General features: G+C 49.0%; 17 protein-coding genes and 1 CRISPR repeat array. Of the genes, 11 read left to right on the top strand and 6 right to left on the bottom strand.

The window, feature by feature from the left end; translation table 11 throughout:
* Nucleotides 1–6: 6 nt before the first annotated feature.
* From BAA01_05455 to BAA01_05500, 10 genes are all read left to right on the top strand, one after another.
* Entirely contained in the window at nt 7–2,220 is a 2,214-nt protein-coding gene (locus BAA01_05455; GenBank protein OUM88541.1) for a CRISPR-associated helicase/endonuclease Cas3, read from the top strand.
* A 36-nt stretch (nt 2,221–2,256) separates the two neighbouring features.
* Entirely contained in the window at nt 2,257–2,781 is a 525-nt protein-coding gene (locus BAA01_05460) for a CRISPR-associated protein Cas4 (GenBank protein ID OUM88542.1), read from the top strand.
* A complete protein-coding gene (locus BAA01_05465) occupies nt 2,778–3,758 on the top strand; it encodes a subtype I-B CRISPR-associated endonuclease Cas1 (protein ID OUM88543.1) in 981 nt (326 codons plus the stop codon). The genes BAA01_05460 and BAA01_05465 overlap by 4 nt, the downstream gene beginning before the upstream one ends.
* Nucleotides 3,759–3,785: 27 nt before the next feature.
* The gene (locus tag BAA01_05470; protein OUM88544.1) at nt 3,786–4,049 is read left to right on the top strand and encodes a CRISPR-associated endonuclease Cas2; all 264 of its coding nucleotides are present in this window, start codon (nt 3,786–3,788) and stop codon (nt 4,047–4,049) included.
* A gap of 156 nt (nt 4,050–4,205) precedes the next feature.
* Nucleotides 4,206–5,432 (top strand): transposase, encoded by a 1,227-nt coding sequence (locus tag BAA01_05475; GenBank protein OUM88545.1) that lies wholly within the window; start codon nt 4,206–4,208, stop codon nt 5,430–5,432.
* Between the two features lie 463 nt (nt 5,433–5,895).
* Nucleotides 5,896–10,630: a CRISPR direct-repeat array (repeat unit 28 nt; unit sequence GTTTTATCTGAACGTAGTGGGATATAAA).
* A 171-nt stretch (nt 10,631–10,801) separates the two neighbouring features.
* The gene (locus BAA01_05480) at nt 10,802–12,271 is read left to right on the top strand and encodes a spore gernimation protein (GenBank protein ID OUM88565.1); all 1,470 of its coding nucleotides are present in this window, start codon (nt 10,802–10,804) and stop codon (nt 12,269–12,271) included.
* A gap of 13 nt (nt 12,272–12,284) precedes the next feature.
* Nucleotides 12,285–13,460 (top strand): spore gernimation protein GerC, encoded by a 1,176-nt coding sequence (locus BAA01_05485; GenBank protein ID OUM88546.1) that lies wholly within the window; start codon nt 12,285–12,287, stop codon nt 13,458–13,460.
* A gap of 12 nt (nt 13,461–13,472) precedes the next feature.
* A complete protein-coding gene (locus tag BAA01_05490; GenBank protein OUM88547.1) occupies nt 13,473–14,567 on the top strand; it encodes a spore gernimation protein in 1,095 nt (364 codons plus the stop codon).
* Nucleotide 14,568: 1 nt separating this feature from the next.
* Complete coding sequence (locus tag BAA01_05495; GenBank protein ID OUM88548.1) at nt 14,569–14,778, top strand: hypothetical protein; 210 nt, start codon at nt 14,569–14,571, stop codon at nt 14,776–14,778.
* Between the two features lie 116 nt (nt 14,779–14,894).
* Complete coding sequence (locus BAA01_05500; GenBank protein OUM88549.1) at nt 14,895–15,650, top strand: hypothetical protein; 756 nt, start codon at nt 14,895–14,897, stop codon at nt 15,648–15,650.
* Nucleotides 15,651–15,663: 13 nt separating this feature from the next.
* Here BAA01_05500 and BAA01_05505 read toward each other — a convergent pair whose 3' ends face one another.
* A complete protein-coding gene (locus tag BAA01_05505) occupies nt 15,664–16,068 on the bottom strand; it encodes a hypothetical protein (GenBank protein OUM88550.1) in 405 nt (134 codons plus the stop codon).
* A gap of 151 nt (nt 16,069–16,219) precedes the next feature.
* On the opposite strand from BAA01_05505, the gene BAA01_05510 reads away from it, so the two are divergent.
* Complete coding sequence (locus BAA01_05510; protein ID OUM88566.1) at nt 16,220–16,609, top strand: hypothetical protein; 390 nt, start codon at nt 16,220–16,222, stop codon at nt 16,607–16,609.
* A 62-nt stretch (nt 16,610–16,671) separates the two neighbouring features.
* Here BAA01_05510 and BAA01_05515 read toward each other — a convergent pair whose 3' ends face one another.
* From BAA01_05515 to BAA01_05535, 5 genes are all read right to left on the bottom strand, one after another.
* Nucleotides 16,672–17,817 carry an acyl-CoA dehydrogenase gene (locus BAA01_05515; protein OUM88551.1) on the bottom strand — a complete coding sequence of 382 codons (1,146 nt, stop codon included), beginning with the start codon at nt 17,815–17,817 and terminating at the stop codon, nt 16,672–16,674.
* A 244-nt stretch (nt 17,818–18,061) separates the two neighbouring features.
* Nucleotides 18,062–18,946 (bottom strand): iron ABC transporter, encoded by an 885-nt coding sequence (locus tag BAA01_05520; protein OUM88552.1) that lies wholly within the window; start codon nt 18,944–18,946, stop codon nt 18,062–18,064.
* Between the two features lie 90 nt (nt 18,947–19,036).
* Nucleotides 19,037–20,320 (bottom strand): hypothetical protein, encoded by a 1,284-nt coding sequence (locus BAA01_05525; protein ID OUM88553.1) that lies wholly within the window; start codon nt 20,318–20,320, stop codon nt 19,037–19,039.
* 11 nt (nt 20,321–20,331) lie between these two features.
* The gene (locus BAA01_05530; GenBank protein ID OUM88554.1) at nt 20,332–21,090 is read right to left on the bottom strand and encodes a manganese ABC transporter ATP-binding protein; all 759 of its coding nucleotides are present in this window, start codon (nt 21,088–21,090) and stop codon (nt 20,332–20,334) included.
* A gap of 21 nt (nt 21,091–21,111) precedes the next feature.
* The gene (locus tag BAA01_05535; protein OUM88567.1) at nt 21,112–22,068 is read right to left on the bottom strand and encodes a manganese transporter; all 957 of its coding nucleotides are present in this window, start codon (nt 22,066–22,068) and stop codon (nt 21,112–21,114) included.
* Between the last annotated feature and the right edge of the window lie 360 nt (nt 22,069–22,428).

Here is a 22,428-nt window from a genome sequence, read left to right on the forward strand (position 1 = left end):
AGGGAGATGTTTCTTGCCAAATCGAATCCGCCGCAGACGATCCGTGAACACACGGACAAACTGCTGGAGATGATGGAGTGGCTAAAGAATCAGTATGGTGATCGGATGCCGCTGATGGATCGGCGGATGTGGGAACTGCTTGAGATTGCTGTGCGGTATCACGATGTCGGAAAGGCGGACTCTGCATTTCAATACCGCGTGCAAAAGCGTTTGCAGGATCAACTGAAGCTTGAACCGGTTCAGCCCGTACACGACGAACAGGTTCCTCATAATTATCTTTCTGCAGGGTTAATTCCCCAACGTGAATTGAACCTGACGAAAGAGGAGCTATATTTATTGACGCTTGCGGTGGGTTATCATCATGAGCGTGATCAACTGCCCGAAAAAGAGGCCATCCGGCGCGTTCTTGAAGAGGACATCCGTTTACGCCTGAGAGATCTGGCTGCCCATATGGATTTGATTTTTCCGGAGGGAGAGATATCTTACCGCTTTGTCGACCGGTTGAGAAAACGATTGCGCCCTACGGACGGCGAACTTTTCTGGCGTTATGTGATGTTGAAAGGGTTATTGCACCGTCTAGACCACACGGCCTCCGACCCTTCTGATTATTTGACTGTTGAAGCTGACGTGGAACAGCACATTCAAACGTATGCCAAACGTTATTTCATGCAAAAAGGACTTACGCCAAACGAGCTCCAACAATTTGCCGCTTCCCACCAGGACAGGCATGTTATTGCAATTGCCCAGACCGGGATGGGAAAAACAGAAGCTGCCTTGTTCTGGATTGGCCAGGACAAGGCTTTTTTCACATTGCCGCTTCGAGTCAGCATCAACGCCATTTATGAGCGAATCACCGATCCGAAAGGAATTGGGTACCCCGCAGCAGGGCTTTTGCATTCCGCCAGTGTCGATTATTTGACGGAGAAGGGAGAGGAGCGCTGGGAGCAGATCCGAAATCAGTCCCGCCACCTTGCCTCCAAACTGGTGCTGACCACCATCGATCAAATCTTGAAGTTTCCCTTTCTGTATCGCGGTTTTGAAAAAGAATTGGCGACAATGGCCTATTCAAAAGTGGTGATTGACGAAATCCAGGCTTACGATCCAAAGATTGTGGCCATGCTGATTCGGGCGCTGGAGATGATCCATCACGTCGGCGGCAAGTTTATGATCATGACTGCGACGATGCCCGCAATTTATTTGGACAAGCTGCGTAAACGTGGGAATATTCCGCGAGAGATGATTGCAGAGGGCCAGTTTCTCGATCCAAGTATTGTTCGCCACCGCATTCAGCTTCGGGATGAACCGATCACAGACGCCCTGGAGGAAATCATCGAAAAAGGCAGAACCTCTCAAGTTCTGGTTATCGTCAACACCGTCCGTCTGGCGGTGCGCGTTTATGAACTTTTGTCTAAACAAGTGCCGGCAAATTTTCCGGTGTACCTTCTGCATGCCCTGTTTACCCTTGGCGATCGCCAGCGACTGGAACGATTCTTGCTGGAGTTCAACAAGCAGCGGGGAAAGAAGTCGGGTGTCTGGATTACCACGCAATTGGTTGAAGCCAGCTTGGATGTGGACTTTGACTGGCTGTTTACCGAGTTGTCGACGCTTGACAGTTTGTTTCAGCGCCTGGGACGCTGCTACCGGAAGCGTCTATGGACGGAGCGGCAAGCCAACGTGTATGTGTTTACCCAGGAATTGTCCGGGGTTCCGAGCGTCTATGATCGGTTTCTTGTAGAGGAAGGATTGGAACTTCTGAAAAACTATGATGGGAAAGTATTGGATGAACCGGCCAAGGTGGAAATGGTCAGGGAACTGTATTCCCGTCACCGTCTGAAAGGGAGCGCGTTTTTAAAGGAATTAGAGGAGGCGCTTGACTGGTTTGACAATTTGGATCCATATCAAATGGACAGAAAAGAAGCGCAAGAAAAATTGCGCGATATTGAACAAGTGATGGTGCTGCCCCGGCCTCTTTGGGATGCAATTGAACCGCTGATCCAGAAATACAAAGAAGCGGAGACCTTTTCTCAACGTCACGAATTAAGAAGGCAGATTGAACGCTGGACGGTCAGTGTGCGGTACAATCAGGTGCGGAACAAGTTATCCATGGCATTGCCCGAGGGACTGGAGCACATTTACCTCGTCGAGGCGGGGTACGATTTTGATGAGACAAATCTGAGAGGAAAAGGTTTGTTGCTGAATACTTACGATCCTTTCCTCTAAAATTGCTGTTTTTGTTCACGTGTCAATTTGTGGAAGATGGAGGGGGCCTTTTTGAGTGAAGCAATTACCGGGGTGCATGTGCATTATTATGTGGTCTGTCGACGGAAGCTTTGGCTTTTTGACAAAGGGATTGCAATGGAGCAAGAAAGCGATCGTGTGTTTGAAGGAAAGTTGCTTCATGAACGTTCCTATCCGTACCTTGAGTCGAAAGAGATTCTGATTGATAACCGATTTAAGATTGATGCGATTGATGGAGAATATGTGCGCGAAGTGAAACTGACAAGCCGAATGCAGGAAGCGGATCGATGGCAGATGCTGTTTTACCTGTATGAACTCAAACGCAGGGGTGTCCAAAAAAAGGGGTTGATCAGTTATCCGAAAGAACGAAGAACCGAAGAAATTGTACTGAGTTTTGAAGATGAGCAAAAGTTGGAACGAATGATGAAAGAGATTGAAGAGATTATCGCCTTGCCAACACCTCCCCCATTGAAAAGGCTCCGGTATTGCGCCAAGTGTTCCTACTATGAATTTTGCTTTGCAATGGAGCGTGAGGAAGAATGAAGGACTACTATATTTTTTCAAATGGAAATTTAAAGCGAAAGGATAATACCTTATACTTTGTCGATTCAGACGGACATTCCAAACCTTTGCCGGTCGCTGTTGCGGATAACATTCACATCATGGGTCAGGTTGATCTTAATACCTCTTTACTCAATCTTGTCAGCCAATATGGAATCCGGATTCATTTTTACAATTACTACGGGTTTTATTCGGGGACGTTTTATCCACGCCCCCGAAACATTTCTGGGCATACAGTGATTCAGCAAACAGCTCATTATCTGGATTACGGCAAGCGAATGTATCTGGCACGCTCCTTTCTGCAAGGTGGCATTCATCATATGCTGAGGCTTTTGCGAAGGTACAAAGAAAAAACGGCAGCCTATGTGGATACCATTCTTTCCGAGGCAACCAAGTTGGAAGATGCTCAAACCATTCAAGAGCTCATGGGGATCGAGGGGCGCATTCGTCAAATATACTATCAGTCATTTAATAACATATTGAATCATGGCTTTGTATTTGAGGCCAGGGAAAAGCGGCCACCGACAGATCCTTTGAATGCGCTCATTTCTTTTGGCAATTCCTTGGTTTACTCGGCCATTGTTTCTGAGATTTACAAGACACAATTGGATCCGACGATCAGCTATTTGCATGAACCTTCTAGCAAGCGGTTTTCGTTGAGTCTTGATTTGGCTGAAATTTTTAAACCCTTGATTGTGGATTCGGTGCTCATTTCATCAATCAATAATCGCATCATCAATCATAAGCATTTCTATTCACTAGATGGCATGGTTTTGCTAAATGAAGAAGGACAAAAGCGGTTTATTACGGAATGGCAGAAAAAATTGGATACCACCATCAGGCACCGTACGTTAAAAAGAAACGTTTCATATCGATATTTTATTCGCCTGGAATGTTATAAGTTGATAAAACATGTGATCGGTGATGAAACATATAAGCCGTTAAAAGCCTGGTGGTGATAGCAGGATTCAATAGGGGGCTAGCTTATGTTCGTGATCATCACCTATGATGTGGGAGAAAAGAGGGTTCAAAAGGTATGCAAGAAATTACGGGAGTATCTAACCTGGACACAGAATTCCGTATTTGAAGGGGAAATCACGAAGGGCCTTCTAATGAAGTGTCTTAGTGAACTGGAACGAATTATAGACAAAGAAGAGGATTCTATCTATTTATATCAAGTGGAAAATCCAAGGCATATTCGTAAGAACGTGTTTGGGCAAGAAAAGAATATGGATGAGTTGTTCTTATAAACGTGCTTGCAGATCCTAAAGCGGTAACCAAGGAGAGTTGAGTCCGTATAATTGTGTAAAATTGGATCCTCTCTGTAAAAAAAGAGAGCCATTTTCAATTCCCCTCGGTTAGAATGTAGTTGACCTGACAACATTCCAAGGAGAGGGGAATTTGAAATGGCTCAATATCAGATTACCGTAGATTCGCAACTGTTGCATCAACTTTTTCTTAGTAACTCGCAGGATGCGGGAGTAACCAAGCTGCTGGAATCCGTATTGAACCAAGTGTTGCAAGCCCAGGCAACGGAACAGTTGGGGGCAGAGCCCTACGAACGGACGGAAGGACGCCAAGGATATCGAAACGGGACGTATCCGCACCAATTAACCACTCGTGTTGGCACCATTACGCTTCGTGTTCCCCGAATTCGTAACGGAAAGTTCTCAACGGAGTTGTTTGCCCGTTACCAACGCAGCGAACAAGCTCTGGTATTGGCTTTGATGGAGATGGTGGTCAACGGAGTGTCGACTCGAAAAGTGGCCCAGATCACGGAAGAGTTATGCGGTACGGAGTTTTCGAAATCCACGGTGTCGGAATTGTGCAAGCGTCTCGATCCTGTCGTGACGGCCTGGAACAACCGTCCGCTTCATGACAACCCGTTTCCCTTTGTCATCGTTGATGCGCTGGTACTCAAAGTGCGGGAAGAAAGTCGAGTGCGGTCCCGAGGCGCTCTTATCGGGATTGGTGTCAACACCGACGGATATCGCGAGGTATTGGGCTTGATGCTTGGCGACAGCGAGTCGGAAGCCAGTTGGAGTGAATTTTTTGGCTGGCTGAAAAGCCGCGGGCTTCGAGGCGTCGATCTGATTGTGTCGGATGACCACGGAGGATTGGTTCGAGCCATCCGCAGGAACTTTCAAGGCGTCACCTGGCAGCGGTGCCAGACACACTTCCTGCGCAATATTCTGGATGCCACGCCGAAAGCGCTGCAGGATGAGGTACATAGCCGGGTACGAGCCATTTTGGATGCACCTGATCACGATACGGCACGGCTGCTCCTGAATCAGGTACTGGAGGCATACGAAACGAAAGCTCCGAAAGCCATGGCAGTCCTGGAAGCTGGTTTTGAAGACGCGACGGCGGTCTTGCTTTTGCCGGAAAAGTATCGCAAGCGACTCCGTACCACCAATGCTCTGGAGCGCCTGAATGAGGAAATCCGCCGCCGTGAACGGGTGATTCGGATCTTTCCGAATCGTGAATCGGCCATACGTCTGATCGGTGCATTGCTCATGGAAATCGATGAGAAATGGGCAAGCGGCAGAAAGTATTTGGATATGGGTGAATATCTGGAGTGGCGCGAATCACAGGTCACCAACATGAGTGCCAAAGTCACGCGTATCGGCTAACGGACGTCTATCGCAGCCTGTCAAAGCCGCGAAGCGTTCCATTTGGCCTTGACAGGCAATTGCTCAACACACTATAACTGCCCAGCAATCCTTTGCTGGGCATGCCACACGGCGAGTGACGGGGAGCAGGGGGCGTGCTTCCTGCGTCTCCCCCTTCGGGGGAAGGAATGAGGTATTCTAACCGAGGGCGAATTTACACACAAATATGGACTTGATCCCAAGGAGCTTACGCGTTTTATATAGTTATATGTTGAGTTTGGTGACGACAAATGATGATATTGCAGTGAAGTGCTTTTTTGCTTCCCTTACGCAGAATCGGGATAGGACAAGACTTTTTGACGTATTGGTTTTATTTTTGTAATAAAAGATTGGTGCCTTACTGCAAAACAATGTAAAATAGTTGACGGCACAAATGTCAAAAACCTTAAACTATAAAGGAGTTTTGCTGTAAGTCTTTAAGGGGGTTTTATCTGAACGTAGTGGGATATAAAATTGATTCTTTCTTGTCATTTTCGGTATTTTGCTGGTCGTGTTTTATCTGAACGTAGTGGGATATAAAACTGGGATTTCCTTGAATTCGTTCTGAGGAAGTATGCGTTTTATCTGAACGTAGTGGGATATAAAAAAGACATCGAAGAAGCGGAACTTGAACTTGATTGAGGTTTTATCTGAACGTAGTGGGATATAAAAATGGTCGATGAAACGAGTTGTGACATCCGTGATTCTGTTTTATCTGAACGTAGTGGGATATAAAAGTGAGTGGTGCACTTAATCAGTATCAGTATCGGCTTCGTTTTATCTGAACGTAGTGGGATATAAAATGTAAGACAGAAAGTTCTACCAAATCACGAGGAGAAAGTTTTATCTGAACGTAGTGGGATATAAAAGGGAAGGCGGTGATATGTCATCCCCTAAACACTTCGAGTTTTATCTGAACGTAGTGGGATATAAAACTGCCGGTCCAGCTCCGGCCGGCGCCAGATCAAGTCAGTTTTATCTGAACGTAGTGGGATATAAAATCAAAAAAATGCTGAACCATTTTAGGTACATCCAAAAGTTTTATCTGAACGTAGTGGGATATAAAACCGCAAACAGTATCCCTCGCATTTCAAAGTACAACGGTTTTATCTGAACGTAGTGGGATATAAAATGGAAATATTCTTCGCGTCAGCTACCGCCTGCTCTGTTTTATCTGAACGTAGTGGGATATAAAAAAATGTTCGCAACAAAAAAAGTAGCGTCCGCGTCGCTAGTTTTATCTGAACGTAGTGGGATATAAAATGTATCAGCACCTGGAAAAACTGCGTCGCGCCGGGGTGTTTTATCTGAACGTAGTGGGATATAAAAGTGATCGGGTTTCGAGTACACCCGCTGCGCTGAGTGTTTTATCTGAACGTAGTGGGATATAAAGCTAGCGAAAAAATAGTGGGAATGGAAGTGGGAAAACGTTTTATCTGAACGTAGTGGGATATAAAGCAATTATTCTGCTAAAAAATTGCCGAACAGTTCGGCGTTTTATCTGAACGTAGTGGGATATAAAGCATCGACGCGGATGATGATGTTTTTTTGCTTTTTCAGTTTTATCTGAACGTAGTGGGATATAAAGTACATCATTGGTCTGCTGCCTCTTGTCTACGTGCTAGTTTTATCTGAACGTAGTGGGATATAAAGCTGAAGCAAAAACTCCTTCGTCTCCTGAGCTGGGAACGTTTTATCTGAACGTAGTGGGATATAAAGCGGCGCAAGATACTTATCCCGCATCTCCTCGTACTGTTTTATCTGAACGTAGTGGGATATAAAGGGCATCCAGTTCCATGAGCTGCAGTTTCGTCGGTTGTTTTATCTGAACGTAGTGGGATATAAAGCGGCACGTAGATAGCTTCGTGCTGGACGACTCCGACGGTTTTATCTGAACGTAGTGGGATATAAAGCCGTCCCCTCATTGCAGAATCCAAATCAGACACCACCGTTTTATCTGAACGTAGTGGGATATAAAGTGATCCCCGACCTACGTTGACCCTTGTCATCGACAGTTTTATCTGAACGTAGTGGGATATAAAGAGCTTTTTGTCGTCAATGAGTCCCGCCTGTTCCAACCGTTTTATCTGAACGTAGTGGGATATAAAGGTTGTACGGTTGACGCTTGAACGGCTGTCATCTGTTGTTTTATCTGAACGTAGTGGGATATAAAGTAGAAGTGAATGAGGATTTTATGGGTATGCCTTTTCGTTTTATCTGAACGTAGTGGGATATAAAGCGGGTTCGGCTCCGGTTCCGGCTCCGGCTCCGGTTCGTTTTATCTGAACGTAGTGGGATATAAAGTGCTTTTTATGACTGGGAGCAGTTTATATCTATAAATAGTTTTATCTGAACGTAGTGGGATATAAAGAGGTTTCATCACCCATAGCGGCCCTGGCCATTCGTGTTTTATCTGAACGTAGTGGGATATAAAGATAGAGTTTGTGGACGTTCTCCATTTTTTGTATAAAGTTTTATCTGAACGTAGTGGGATATCAAAGAGATAAGCCATTCAGTTTCGCCGTGGCAGGTATCGGGTTTTATCTGAACGTAGTGGGATATAAAGTGTGCATGACGAGGTGGTTCTCGAAATGCCGATAGGTTTTATCTGAACGTAGTGGGATATAAAGTGATCCCTAATGTCGATCATCAAGTAATCACCTCGTTAGTTTTATCTGAACGTAGTGGGATATAAAGATGACGGCCGAAGAGCTTGCTTTCCGGGCGATGAAGGGTTTTATCTGAACGTAGTGGGATATAAAGGCGAACGGCAGATGCAACAGCAATTGCAAGAAACGAGTTTTATCTGAACGTAGTGGGATATAAAGCCCTGGCATGCGGCGCATGATATCACATATCTCTTTTGGTTTTATCTGAACGTAGTGGGATATAAAGCTGACTTGAGTAATAATCCCCGAGGATAACCGTCGCCGTTTTATCTGAACGTAGTGGGATATAAAGTGGCAATGAGAACGGAAACTTTGTCGTGATGAGTGCGTTTTATCTGAACGTAGTGGGATATAAAGACGTGCTTGCTTGGTTTTACGGCTGTTGGGAATCGGGTTTTATCTGAACGTAGTGGGATATAAAGAGGCAAGGAGCTCGCCCTTGCGCATCCCGGTGTAGGTTTTATCTGAACGTAGTGGGATATAAAGCCGGGATCACGTTCGTCACGCAATCAGGCAGCTCCAGGGTTTTATCTGAACGTAGTGGGATATAAAGCCGGTTCGTTAGGTTCGTCAATGAACTCACGGAAAATGTTTTATCTGAACGTAGTGGGATATAAAGGCGGACAGCGTGTTTATGTTCGTTGGGGTGACGATAGGTTTTATCTGAACGTAGTGGGATATAAAGCCGCATAGTTATCTTTCATGGCAGCTGCGGCTTCCTGTTTTATCTGAACGTAGTGGGATATAAAGCTATTGCATATCGCCCCTATCTCGTACCCTTTACGGTTTTATCTGAACGTAGTGGGATATAAAGTGACGAATACTATACACATATGCATACACATATACAGTTTTATCTGAACGTAGTGGGATATAAAGTGTTTTGGATGTCTTCAACAAACCGCTCGTCAAGGCCGTTTTATCTGAACGTAGTGGGATATAAAGCGGGCTTGCCCCGCCACCTATACGCAAGCAACCGCGTTTTATCTGAACGTAGTGGGATATAAAGTTGTCGCGGCTGTATGGCGGAACAAATGCGGATGGACGTTTTATCTGAACGTAGTGGGATATAAAGAAGTTATTGAGTAGTCAATACCCTTTTAAGTAAAATGTTTTATCTGAACGTAGTGGGATATAAAGCAGTTTACGAAACTGAAATCAGAGATGATGACGGGGCGTTTTATCTGAACGTAGTGGGATATAAAGGTGTTCTGTATGCGGCACCAGTTTTATGGAAGAGGGTTTTATCTGAACGTAGTGGGATATAAAGGGCGCTCACGTTCTTTCCTGTCTCTGGATGGACAAGGGTTTTATCTGAACGTAGTGGGATATAAAGTGAAGTCGCTCAGGAGTGTGGCTGTGCGTTCTTTTACGTTTTATCTGAACGTAGTGGGATATAAAGAGAAGCAGAGCAACTGGCCAATTTCATGGATGTGGACGTTTTATCTGAACGTAGTGGGATATAAAGGTTAAACGGCGTGCGGTTGAACGGGGAACGGTTGAGTTTTATCTGAACGTAGTGGGATATAAAGCATATTGAGCAAGCCTTAAAATCCACCTAACCCCATAGTTTTATCTGAACGTAGTGGGATATAAAGGTAGTTGGGGCTACCCTGCTGTATTTGTAACAGCAAGTTTTATCTGAACGTAGTGGGATATAAAGCCGCTCATACACCGCCGCCACCTTCCGCAACGCCACGGTTTTATCTGAACGTAGTGGGATATAAAGAAAAAATCGATAAGGTCGTCTGGTTCTGCCCCGTTTCGCGTTTTATCTGAACGTAGTGGGATATAAAGAAGGGAACCGTCTGTCCTGACTGCCGCAAAGTGACGTGGTTTTATCTGAACGTAGTGGGATATAAAGAAAAACGGATGCCTGTCTGAATCCATGCGCGAAATCAGGTTTTATCTGAACGTAGTGGGATATAAAGCGTCCTCCGGTGCTTTGCTGGCGATGTATGACGAGTGTTTTATCTGAACGTAGTGGGATATAAAGCTGTGTCAAAATCCCATTTGCGCCCACCGTTTTATCTGAACGTAGTGGGATATAAAGAAGGGAACCGTCTGTCCTGACTGCCGCAAAGTGACGTGGTTTTATCTGAACGTAGTGGGATATAAAGCACGAAACAGTATCTGCCGTCCTCTACCCGCCCAACGGTTTTATCTGAACGTAGTGGGATATAAAGTGAAACGGGCGAGGTTTACCGAACGAAGCAACGCTTGTTTTATCTGAACGTAGTGGGATATAAAGTCGGTGTCGTAGTAAGTAATTGTCCTTGTGGAATATTGTTTTATCTGAACGTAGTGGGATATAAAGCCAAATAGAAAGGCGACGCTTGCCGCGCCGCCGCCTGTTTTATCTGAACGTAGTGGGATATAAAGAAGTGTCAAAATGGTGCTAATTGTGTCGCTGTGACTGTTTTATCTGAACGTAGTGGGATATAAAGTTGGCTTAGAAGTATGACGCTCCCATTTTGCTTACGTTTTTTCTGAACAATGTGGGATAAAAAGTCGTTTTAAGCGTGGGATTACTCCATTTATTCATTCATTTACGAGGTGCTCCGGCTTTTAAAAATTGAATATTAAATATTATAACAATTACAAACTATTCTTGAGGAATAATTAGGAAAGATCCGGGGAGAATGACTAGTAGTGTGGATCGTACAGACCGGAGGTTGGACGATGCGGAGAAGGAATGACAGACAGCAGAAGTGGAGTCAGTTGCTCCGGGACGTTCAAGCAGCACTGGGTTCTCCTGCGGATCTGGTTTTTAGGGCTGTGTTGGCGAAAGAAGATTATACCGTACATTGTATGTATCTGGAATCACTGGCCGATAAAACGACGATTGACGATTATATCATGAAATCGCTGATGGGCGGTATCTTCACGGAAGTGGAACAACCTCATGTCGACGGGAACCGTTTTGTGCGTGCGCTGCCCTTTTCGTCCACCTCTCCTGAAGCGTTGCTCGAACATACGGTGGATGCATTGCTGATGGGCCAGTGCGCGCTCGTCGATTTTCACGCGGATCGCATTTGTTTTATCAATGTGGTCAGTCCGAAACATCGCCAGATTGAAGAACCGAAATCCGAATCGACGGTTCGCGGTCCGCAAGAAGGGTTTACGGAACATATCGAAACCAACGTCGGCTTGATCCGCAAAAGGCTCCGAAACCCGCACCTCCGGTTTGAGAAAATGATCATCGGAAATCAAACCCGTACGACCGTGATGTTGGTGTATGTGGTTCATGTCGCTCCCGATGCATTGATCATGGAAGCGAGGAGGAGACTTCAGGCGATACAGACGGACAGCGTACTGGAAAGCACCTTTATTGAAGAATATATTCAGGACCGGATGTGGAGCCTTTTTCCGACGTTGAACAATACAGAAAAACCGGATGTGGTGGTGGCGCAGCTGTTGGAAGGGAAAGTGGCCGTCATGGTGGATGGCACGCCAAACGCATTGATTGCCCCAATGACGTTTTTCGAATTTTTTACGTCACCGGAAGATTATTACCAACGGGCGGATATCGCCACGTTCATCCGCTGGATGCGTCTGTTTTCTTTTCTTATTGCGGTATTCGTTCCTTCCATGTATGTGGCCGTCACCACGTTTCATCAGGAATTGTTGCCCACGCAATTGCTGATCAACTTGTCGGCGCAACGAGAAGGCGTTCCCTTTCCTTCCCTGACGGAAGTGTTGCTGATGGAAGTGGTGTTCGAAATCATCCGGGAGGCGGGGCTTCGCATGCCCAGAGCGCTTGGCCAGGCGCTGTCCATCGTTGGAGCCATCGTGCTCGGCCAAGCGGCGGTGGACGCGGGCCTGATCTCCGCCGCGATTGTGATCGTGGTAGCCATTACGGGAATTACCAATATTGCCGTTCCCACCTACAGTTTCGGCATCTCTCAGCGCCTGATCCGTTTTTCGTTCGTGTTGTTGGCCGGTTTCATGGGTTTGGTGGGCATTTTGTGCGGCTTGCTTTTTCTGATTGCCCACCTGGCATCGCTCAAATCCTTCGGCGAACCTTACTTGAAGCCTGTCGCTCCGGTAAACGTAACCGATTTGAGAGAGGTGTTTGTCCGGTTGCCCAGACCGATGATGAAACCCAAACGATTGCCCAAGAATATGAAAAGTTTGATAAGAAAGAAGTGATCCAGGGGTGAATATGGGGACAGGATCGGTCGTGAAGGGGTTGATCGTGCCAGCTTTGCTGTCCATCCTTCTGACCGGCTGCTGGGACAAAATCGAACTGAACCAATTGGCGCTCGTCAGCATGATTGGAGCGGATATTGAACCGGAAAGCGGTATAAAAACGATATATTATCAGGTCATCAATCCATTGAGCGGCGCTTCGGCCATGGGAACGACAGGGGGGGATCAGGCACCCGTGTACACTTACAAAATCAGCGGCCGGTCTTTTGGGGAGATCCGATCCAACGTTTATCAACGATTGCCGCGCAGGCTTTTCGTCGCTCATTATAAAGCGGTGGTCGTATCGGAAAGAGCGGCGGAACACGGGATTCGCGACATCGTCAATTATATCGAAGTGCAGCAAAACGCCCGTTCTTCGATTCCCATGCTGGTGGCGGATGGTTCGATATCAAAAATCATGAAGACGTATACGCCGCTCGAATCTCTTCCTTCCGATTCCGTCGAATCCAGGTTAAGGTTTTTGGCTGAGGATTCGTTGTTCATAGGGAAGCATATCCGGGTGAAAGATGTCAGCGAACGGATGCAGCAATCCAGGCCGGTCGTATTGCCCTTGATCAGGGAGGCAGCGGGAAGTTCGTTTCATGACAGCGGTAAACGAGCGGCGGAGATTGACGCCAATAAAGGCATATTTCTTATCGGTGGAGGGGCGGTCATTCAGAATTACCGGCTGGCGGGACGGCTCAACGAGAACGATATGATTTGGTACCATCTGCTGACCGGTGAAACGGGAGAGCAGAAAATCATGTTGAAAGTGGGCGGGAAACAAGTGACCGTGGTGATGAAGCCAGTCCGTTTTGATCAAGCAGCCGCATACCGGCGCAACAAGCCAGTTGTATCGATCCGTCTGGATCTTGAGCTTTCGACCAGTCTTGCCACCGAATCCATTCCGCGTACTTGGGAGGATGTGGAACAGCTTGAAAGGGAAGTGAAGGAACAGATCACCGATGGGTTATACGCATTTTACAACAAAACGAAGGAGAAAGGGTGGGATCTTTTGGGGTTGAAGGAGACGGTAAGGCGCCATTTGCCGCAACTTGATCCCGGCAGCGCCGGTTTGAACGATGTGGATGTGGTGATCAACGTGGGCGCGAAATTATTGCAGCCCGGAAGCATCAACCAACCATTTTAGGAGGGGAGCAACATCCTATCGCGCTGGCAGTTTTATCTTCTGACGATCAATTATTTGCTGGGCACGACGTTTTTCGTGTTGATCCAGCAACTGATTGAACAGGGCAAGCAGGATGCGTGGCTGATGCCTTGGTGGGCGGGGGCGTTCGGGATGGTTGTCGCCTTGTTATGGGTGCTCCTTCATCGCCATTATCCCGGAAAAAGCCTGGCGCAAATTCCCATGGCGGTGCTGGGCCGTCCCTTGGGAATCGTGATTTCCATACTGTACTTCCTCCATTTTTGCCTCCTGACCGGGTGGGTGCTGCGTAATCTGAGCGATTTTTTGAACGGAACCATTATGCCTGAAACGCCGATGAGCGTTTTTCACACCATGTTTTTGTTTGTTGCCTCGTATACGGTTTCCCAGGGTGTCGAAAGCATTGCGAGAATGAACCAATTTGTCACGCCTTTTCTTTTCTTTCCGTTTTGGTTTGTCCTGTTGTTGGCAACGAATGATTGGGACTGGGGCCGCTTCCAACCGGCATTGCATACGGATATCTGGAAGACCATGCAAGGAAGTCATCCTTTTCTGGCTTTCCCTTACATGGAATGTGTGGTCCTGATGATGCTCTATCCGTTCGTCAAAAAGGGTGCGGGACGATCATTGGTTCTGGGGATTGGCACGGCATCCTTGTCGTTAAGCCTGACCCTGTTTATGATCATCGGCTTGTTGGGGGTTGAGCGGGCTTCCAAGCTGACTTTTCCGGTATATACCGTCGTACAGGAAGTTTCCCTCGGTGAAATGATCGTGAACGTTCATTCGATCATTTCCGTCATCTTATTAATCCTGATCTACATCAAATTATTGGTCTTGCTATACGGTGCTTATGAGAGCTTGAACCAGGTATTTCGTCCGGAAACGAAGTGGCCGATCCTAGTCGCATTATATCTGCTCCTTATCGCGCTTGCTTCATCGATTTATGAAAATCCGATCCAAAATGGAGAATGGATATCAAAATACATGTTTATATACGACGGCTTCTTTGCCCTTTTCATTCCCGGCTTGCTGCTGGTGACCATTTGGATCAAAAAGGCATTCAAAAAATCGCGGGGGGTGTCCGGCGGATAACATGTTCGCGTTTCATGCATGGTTCGTGCCGTTGGTTGTGTGGGTCCTGATTTGGCTCTTTTGGAAGAAACATCGTAGAGATGCTGTTTTATTTTTTGTCCTGTCTCTGGCCGCATACGGAGTATGGCTCGGCATCGTAAACCAGCGGCCGTTTATCATCACGATTTTCTTGGCAAAGGTTTTTGATAGCCTGAAGTTATGGGTGAGTTGACCTTTTGGTCCGTTTGTAACCTCTTGGTCCGTCGTCACATATGTTAACGCATGTCTTGGTTGAACGTATCTCTTGGGTGAAAAAGGCACGTCAAGACCTGATGGAGGGTACGGGTGATGTCTGTCAAAATTATCGGGCACCGTGGGGATCCGGAGCATGCGCCGGAGAATACGATGGCTTCCTTTAAAAAGGCGATCCAGGCGGGCGTGGACGGGATTGAGCTGGATGTACACATGAGCCGGGATCGGACGCTGGTGGTTCATCATGATGAAACCGTCATGACTCCGGATGGCGAACGGCCGATTGCTCATCTGACCTGGAGCCAGCTGAAGGCCATCCCTGGCGGGGCGGGGGAACGGATGCCCGCTTTGACGGAGGTTTTACGCTGGGCGAAGCGCAAGGGAGTATGGCTGAACCTGGAGCTGAAAGGCGGGCCCGGGCGATACCCTGGCATGGAGCAGGCGGTGCATCGGCTGGTCAAGGCGCACGGATTGATAAATCAGGTGCTCATTTCTTCCTTTCACGCCGGCATGCTGCAAGCGCTGAAACGAATGGATCCGGGTGTGTCCGTCGGTCTGCTGCATTACACGGACGGGTTCGATCCGCTGGGGACTGCCTTGCGTATCGGCGCGCAGGCGTTGCATCCTTTTTTTACGAGTGTGTCGCCGCAGCTGGTGAATGATTGTCACAGGGTCGGGTTGAATGTGTACCCATGGACAGTGGATGACCTGCATCTTGCCAAAGGCCTGATCCAGATGGGGGTTGATGGCATCATTACCAACACGCCGAAACAGATGGTGCGGCTCCGTGATCAATTGCAGCGTTCTCCCCGACGGAAAAAAGGACGAAGCGGGGAAGGCAAGCGTTTGTGAAGCTGTATTACTACTAATGAAGCACCATGAGTAGAATCATGACGATGACCGACAGCGCCAACAGGATGCTGAAACGGCTCAGTTTTTGCAGTTGGCGGGAATGGGGCTGTCTGCTTTTGGCGGTGTCGGCCACTTCACGCAGCGACTTGGCAGTGATCCCGAGCAAAGCGCCGAGAACGATGAAAACGAGCAGTACGACCCAAAACCAAACTGAGGAAAAGTCTGGCCTGAGAAGCAATCCTGTGACAAGCGCAATGACGAGGAAAAGGTGGGCCACTTGCAGGAAAATGCGCCATGGTTTGAGGGCGACGGTGATTTTTCCAGGTGTCATCCGACGCAGGCGCATGGCCTGAATGGGCAACAGAATGAGGATGGCAAAAACCACTGCCGAAAAAGAGTGGATTCCGTGCACCGGCATGCGTTATATCTCCTCTCGTTTCCCTATTTGAGGTGATTGTACCACGACCTTGTGATAAAATCACCAATGAGAATGACGGATACGGAGAGGATGGTTCAGGGGGTGTTGTCTGGTGGGACAAACACTGTTCGGCATTGGCATCCTGATCTGGATGGTTCTGCTGGTGGTCCTTTTTTCAATCGGCGGCTATTTCATGTTCCGCAAGTTTCTCAAAAGCCTGCCCAGAGCCGATGGCATGTCCGAACTGGACTGGCAACAGTACTATATTGAACAGACACTCTCTTTGTGGACAGAAGAAGGGAAGGCGTTGCTCAACGACCTGGTGAAGCCGGTTCCCTCTCCCTTTCGGGATACGGCCAAACAGACCATTGCGGCGAAGATTGGCGAGCTGGCACTCAAGGAAAAAGCTGACGTGATTGACCGCGACTTGATTTTGCGCGGGTATATCATGGCCACGCCTAAGCGGGATCACAAGGCGCTGTTTGCCTACCTGGAAAAGAAGGGGATTGATTACACACCGTACCTCGAACAGAACCGTTGATTTTGTGTTGCCCATCCTTTCGTTATGGGATTCGTTGTTAGGAACAAAGGGCTGGCCTGTTTTTAGGCCAGCCCCAAATTTTTGGCGATGATGGATTTCATGATTTCGTTGGTTCCGGCGTAAATGGCGCTCACGCGCAGATCCCGGTAATGCCGTGCCACCGGATATTCCTCCATGTAGCCGTAGCCGCCGTATAGCTGCTGGCACTGATAGGCCAACCGGTTGGCCATTTCGGTGACCCACCATTTGGCCATCGAGACCTGGGTGACCACCTCTTGACCAGCCATGTGATCCCGGATCAGGTTTTCGACAAAGTTTCGGGCCAGGGCGAGTTCGGTGGCCATTTCCGCCATTTTGAAGGCGTTGTGCTGGAAGGTGCCGATGGGCTGCCCGAAAGCGGTGCGTGTTTTCACGTATTCCAGCGTTTCCTCAAACATCACTTCAGTCTCGGCCAGGGCCTGAATGGCGACGATCAACCGCTCCTGCTGCAGCTTTTCCATGAGGTAGTAAAAGCCTTTTCCTTCTTCGCCGAGAAGGTTGGAAGCAGGTACCCGGCAGTTTTCAAAAAACAGTTCTGCCGTATCCTGACTGTGCATGCCCATTTTTTCCAATTTGCGGCCGCGTGTAAAACCGGGCGTGCCGCATTCTACCATGATCAGGCTGATGCCGCGGTGCGGCGGCTGGGCATCCGGATCGGTCCGGCAGACCACCAGTATCAGGTCAGCCAGGATGCCGTTGGTGATAAAGGTTTTGGCGCCGTTGATGATGTAGCTGTCGCCGTCGCGGATGGCGGTGGTTTTCACGGCCGCCAAGTCGGAGCCGGTGCCCGGTTCGGTCATCGCCACGGCGAGAATGGCCTCGCCGCTGACGCAGCGGGGAAGCCAGGCTGCCTTTTGTTCCTCGGTGCCGTAGGACTGGATATAGGGGGCGACGATGTCGTTGTGCAAGGCGACACCAATCAGGCTTGCCCCGACGCGGGCCAGCTCTTCGGCGATCACAACGGAATAGAGAAAATCGGTTTCCGAGCCACCATAACGCTCTTCGGCCCAGGGGACCAAGTATCCCTGTTCACCCAGTTTTCTCCAGAAAGAACGGGGGATTTCCCGTTCTTTTTCCCATTGCGCGTAATAGGGAACGGCTTCTTTTTCGAGAAAGCGGCGAAAGGTGTCGCGAAAAAGCTCATGCTCTTCCGAAAATAGTTTCGGCATGGTAGGATTCCTCCTGCTCTTTAGCAACTGAGCGCTCGTTCGATTTCTGGCGTCAATAAACTGAGCGCTCGCTCGGAAAATCGCGATTTTATTATATCATATCTGTAGAGGAGATGAATATATCGCTTGATTTTGATATCGCTTGATTTTGCAGTTTTTTATCATCATCTAAATAAATACAAAAAAGCCGCAATCCCTTTTGAACGGGGATTGCGGGAAATGTTCTCGGCAAAGGAAATGGGTGTCATCCCGCATGGGAGCGGCTCAAGGCGCGTTGCGCCCATTTTCGTGCAAGGACGCCGTGCCGGGGCGAGAACAGGAAAGACAACATAAACATCAGCCCGCCGACCGTGGCCATGGCTCCCGAGATGGAGACATCGAAAGCCGCGGCTGCGGCATATCCCAGGACGGATGAGGCCACGCCAAAAACGATGCTCAGGATCAGCGCGGTAAGGAGCCGGTCGGTGAGAAGATAAGCCGTCGCGCCGGGCACCACGATCATGGCCACAACGAGGATGGATCCGACACTTTCAAAAGCGGCTACGGTGTTCAACGAGACCAGGCTCATCAGCAGATAGTGGATAAAGGCGACCGGCAAACCGAGTGCTGCCGCCATTTGCGGGTCGAAGGAGGTCAGTTTCAGCTCCTTGTAGAAAATGCCGACGATGAGTAGTGTGATCAGGAAGACAGCACTCATGCTCCAAACCGCTTTCGGCATCGTGATGCCAAACAAGGTGACCAGGTCCCAAGGGGTGTAGGCAATTTCGCCGTAGAGGACGTGTTGCAGGTCCAGATGTACCTGATCGGCATAACGAGTGACCAAGACGACCCCGCAGGCGAACAGGGAGGTAAAGGTGACGCCGATGGCTGCATCCGACTGGATGCCGCGATGGTGGAGGAGCTGGATGAGAAAGGTGGACAATAAACCCACCAGTGAGGCTCCGACGAGCACATAGAGGGTTTCCAGATGGTTGCTGAATAGAAAGGCCAAGACCACCCCGGGAAGGATGGCGTGGCTGATGGCATCGCCCAGCATGGCCATCTTCCGCAGGATCAAGTAGCAACCGATCAAGCCGCAAGAGGCGGCGACCAGTGAACCGGTGAGGATAATCCATAGCGCATGTGTCAAATGAAGCGACCTCCTTTCTCTCTGTGGATTGGCCTTTCGGATCCTAAGTTTGATGTCCTAAGTTTGATGCGCGTGTCAGTGGGAAGTTTGTCAAGGGTTAAGCTTGGGTTCGCGGTTCAACGCCTTGAGATAGGACCAGAGCTCGGAGAGCACCGATTCTGGAATCTGATCCTGCAGGCGGGTGCCATTTTGGTTCGGGTTGATGTTGCCGAAGCGTTCCGCGTAAATGAGCAGCAATTCGGCAAGCCGTTCCTCCAGCGTGACGGCATACGCTTCTTGGATGCCACGCGGAGTCAGGGTCCACATGCCGGGTTGTGTCTGCACAATCCATCCTCGCTGCGCAAGCTTGTTGAGACACCGCTTTACAAGCCGTTCCGGCATGGGACGTTGTTTTTTTATTTGCTCCAGAGTGTAGGAACGGATCGAATGGCCGTTGACCACATCATGTTCCGCCAGTTCATAGAGGGTTTGCAGAATATGGTTCATGCTCACCTCATAGCGCAGTTGCAAATGCCGTATCATCTTCGCCGCCAAACCCCGGTTTGGTGCAAACAACAGGGAGATGACGAACATGGCAGCCGCCGTCAAAACGATGACCGGGCCTGTGGGCATACGGGGCGTGAGCGCACTCAAGAAGGTTCCCAAAAATCCGGCACAGGCACCTATGGTACCGGCAATGATGACCATGATGTGCAGTTTTTCCGTCCAATAGCGGGCGGCGACCGCCGGGATGATGAGCAAGGCCGACATCAGCACGACCCCCACGGCCTGCAAGCCGATGACGACCGACAGAACCAGCATCAGCATCAGCAGCACTTCAAGAAAGGTCATGGGCAAGCCAATTCCCCGGCCGAAGTCGGGATCAAATGCCAACAGTTTCATTTCTTTAAACAGCAGAAAGGATACTAGGATGAGCGCACCTGTGACGATGGCCATGATCTGCACATCCGAACCAATCAGCGAGGCGGCTTTGCCAAACAGGAAAGCGTCCAGTCCGGCCTGGTTTCCTTTGCCGCTCTGGGCGATTTTTGTCAGAAGCACAGTGCCGAATCCGAAAAAGACGGAGAGGATGATGGCCAATGCGGCATCCTGTTTGATGCGCGAATAGCGGGTGATGAGGCTGATACAAAGCGACCCGATTAGTCCGGCGATGGCCGCGCCGATGATGAAAACGCCGAGGGATTTTGCGCCGTAAAGGATGAAGGCAATGGCGATGCCAGGCAGGGCGGCGTGGGCCACGGCGTCGCCCATCAGGCTGTACTTTCTCAAGAGGGCGAAACATCCCAGGATGCCGCTGCTGATGCCGAGGAGGACGCAGGCCATCATGACCCACTGAAAATTTTTGTCTAAAAACATACTGAAAAGTGTTTCCATTTTGCCTCTCCTCACTGTGAAAGGGTTAGCTGTTCCTGTTCCAGATAGACCAGGCGGCCGCCATAGGTTTTTTGCAGATTTTCCTTGGTGAATGTTTCTTCGGCCGGTCCAAAAGCAATCTTGCGCAGGTTGAGCAAGAGTACCCAATCGAAATAGTCGGTCACCGTTTGCAGATCGTGATGCACGACCAACACCGTTTTTCCCTGCCCTTTCAATTCGTTCAACAGGGTAATGATGGCCCGTTCGGTGGCGGCGTCCACACCGGCAAACGGCTCATCCATGAAGTAAATTTTGGCGTCTTGCGCCAGCGCGCGTGCCAAGAATACGCGTTGTTGCTGTCCTCCCGAGAGTTGGCTGATTTGCCGGTTCGCAAAGTCGCTCATTCCCACTTTTTCCAGGCAAGCCCAGGCAATCTCACGGTCCTGTTTGCTCAAGCGGCGCATCAGGCCGGCATGGCCGTAACGGCCCATCATCACGACATCAAGGGCATTGGTCGGGAAGTCCCAGTCGACCGAGCCGCGCTGAGGGACGTAACCCACAATGCTGCGACTGGCCTTGTAAGGCTGGCCGTAGATGTATACCTGTCCGGATGTGAGGGGGACCAGGCCCAATATCGCTTTGATCAGTGTTGATTTGCCGGCTCCGTTCGGACCGATGATGCCGATCAGCTTTCCTTCCGGTGCCTGAAAGGAGATTTCCTTCAATACCGGTTTCTTATGGTAGGCCACGGTGAGGTTTTCCACCGCGACGGGGCAAGCTTCGCAGGTCATGTGTATCCTCCCTTCCGCAGTTTAACGTAATGCGGAGACGATGGTGTCGATGTTGTGACGGAACATGCCGATATAGGTGCCTTCAGGCGTTTCTTCTTCACCCAAGGCGTCGGAAAACAATTCGCCGCCGATCCTCACCTCATGCCCTTTTTCTTTCGCCCCTTGGACCACCGCTTCAATCGCTTTCGGTGACACGCTGGATTCGATGAAAATCGCCTTGACCTTCCGATCCACCAGCAGCTTCACCAAGTTTTGCACGTCCTTGACGCCGTACTCGGCATCGGTGCTGATCCCCTGCAGTCCGCGCACCTCCATCCCGTAGGCCCGTCCGAAATATCCGAAGGCGTCATGGGCGGTGACCAAAATGCGGGATTGTTCGGGGATCTGTGCAATCTGTTTTTTGGCATAAGCATCCAATTCATCCAATTGTTTCAGGTATTGATCCGCGTTTTGTTCATAGGTTGCTTGATGTGCCGGATCCAGTTCAATCAGCGCATCCCGCACGCGTTCCACCGCATGCTTCCAGAGAGAGATGTCAAACCAGACGTGCGGATCATAGTGGCCGTCGAACGCTTCCGGTTCAAGCAGCCGGTCCTCAGGGATCGTTTCGGTGACAGCGACGGTGGGCTTTTTGCTGGCCAAGCGAACGAAAATATCCGCCATCTTTCCTTCGAGGTTAAGACCGTTGTAGAAAATGATGTCAGCCGATTCCAGCTTTTGGATATCGCTTTGAGTTGCCTTGTACAGGTGAGGGTCGACCCCTGGGCCCATCAAGGCTTGTACGTTTACGTTTGTACCGCCGACGTTGCGGACGAGATCCGCGACTTGTCCCGTGGTGGCGACGGCTTGAATCTGCTGATTGCCTTCAGATGTTCCAGCAGCGGAACCTGAAGCGTTTGTTTCCGCAGCGGAACTACAGCCTGCCAACAGGACAAGGCCACAGACGAGAAAGAATACCCATTTGAAATGACGATGAATCAAATGGATCAACGAGATACACTCCTTTCAAGCATGGATTTCCTAATGCTAATTTTGTTAGTCTAGACAAACATTTGGCGAAAAAAGAAAAACAGTTAGCCAAGTCACTAGCAAGGGAGTTTGATTACGCAAAGAAAGTTTCTCTATGCTAATATTATTTGCTATGAACAACATACGGCAAACAACACCTTTTGTCAATCATTTGTTACACATTTTTTTATTTTTATTTGTAAGGTTCATTGTAAAATCAAATGCAACAAAAGAAATAAACAAAAGCCATGGTAATTCCGTTATGATTAAGTCGACGAAAACCTTCATAACAGGAGGAATTACCGATGGCTCACTCCCATGATAACACAA

It is taken from the genome of Bacillus thermozeamaize, from assembly GCA_002159075.1.
GTDB lineage: Bacteria > Bacillota > Bacilli > ZCTH02-B2 > ZCTH02-B2 > Bacillus_BB > Bacillus_BB thermozeamaize.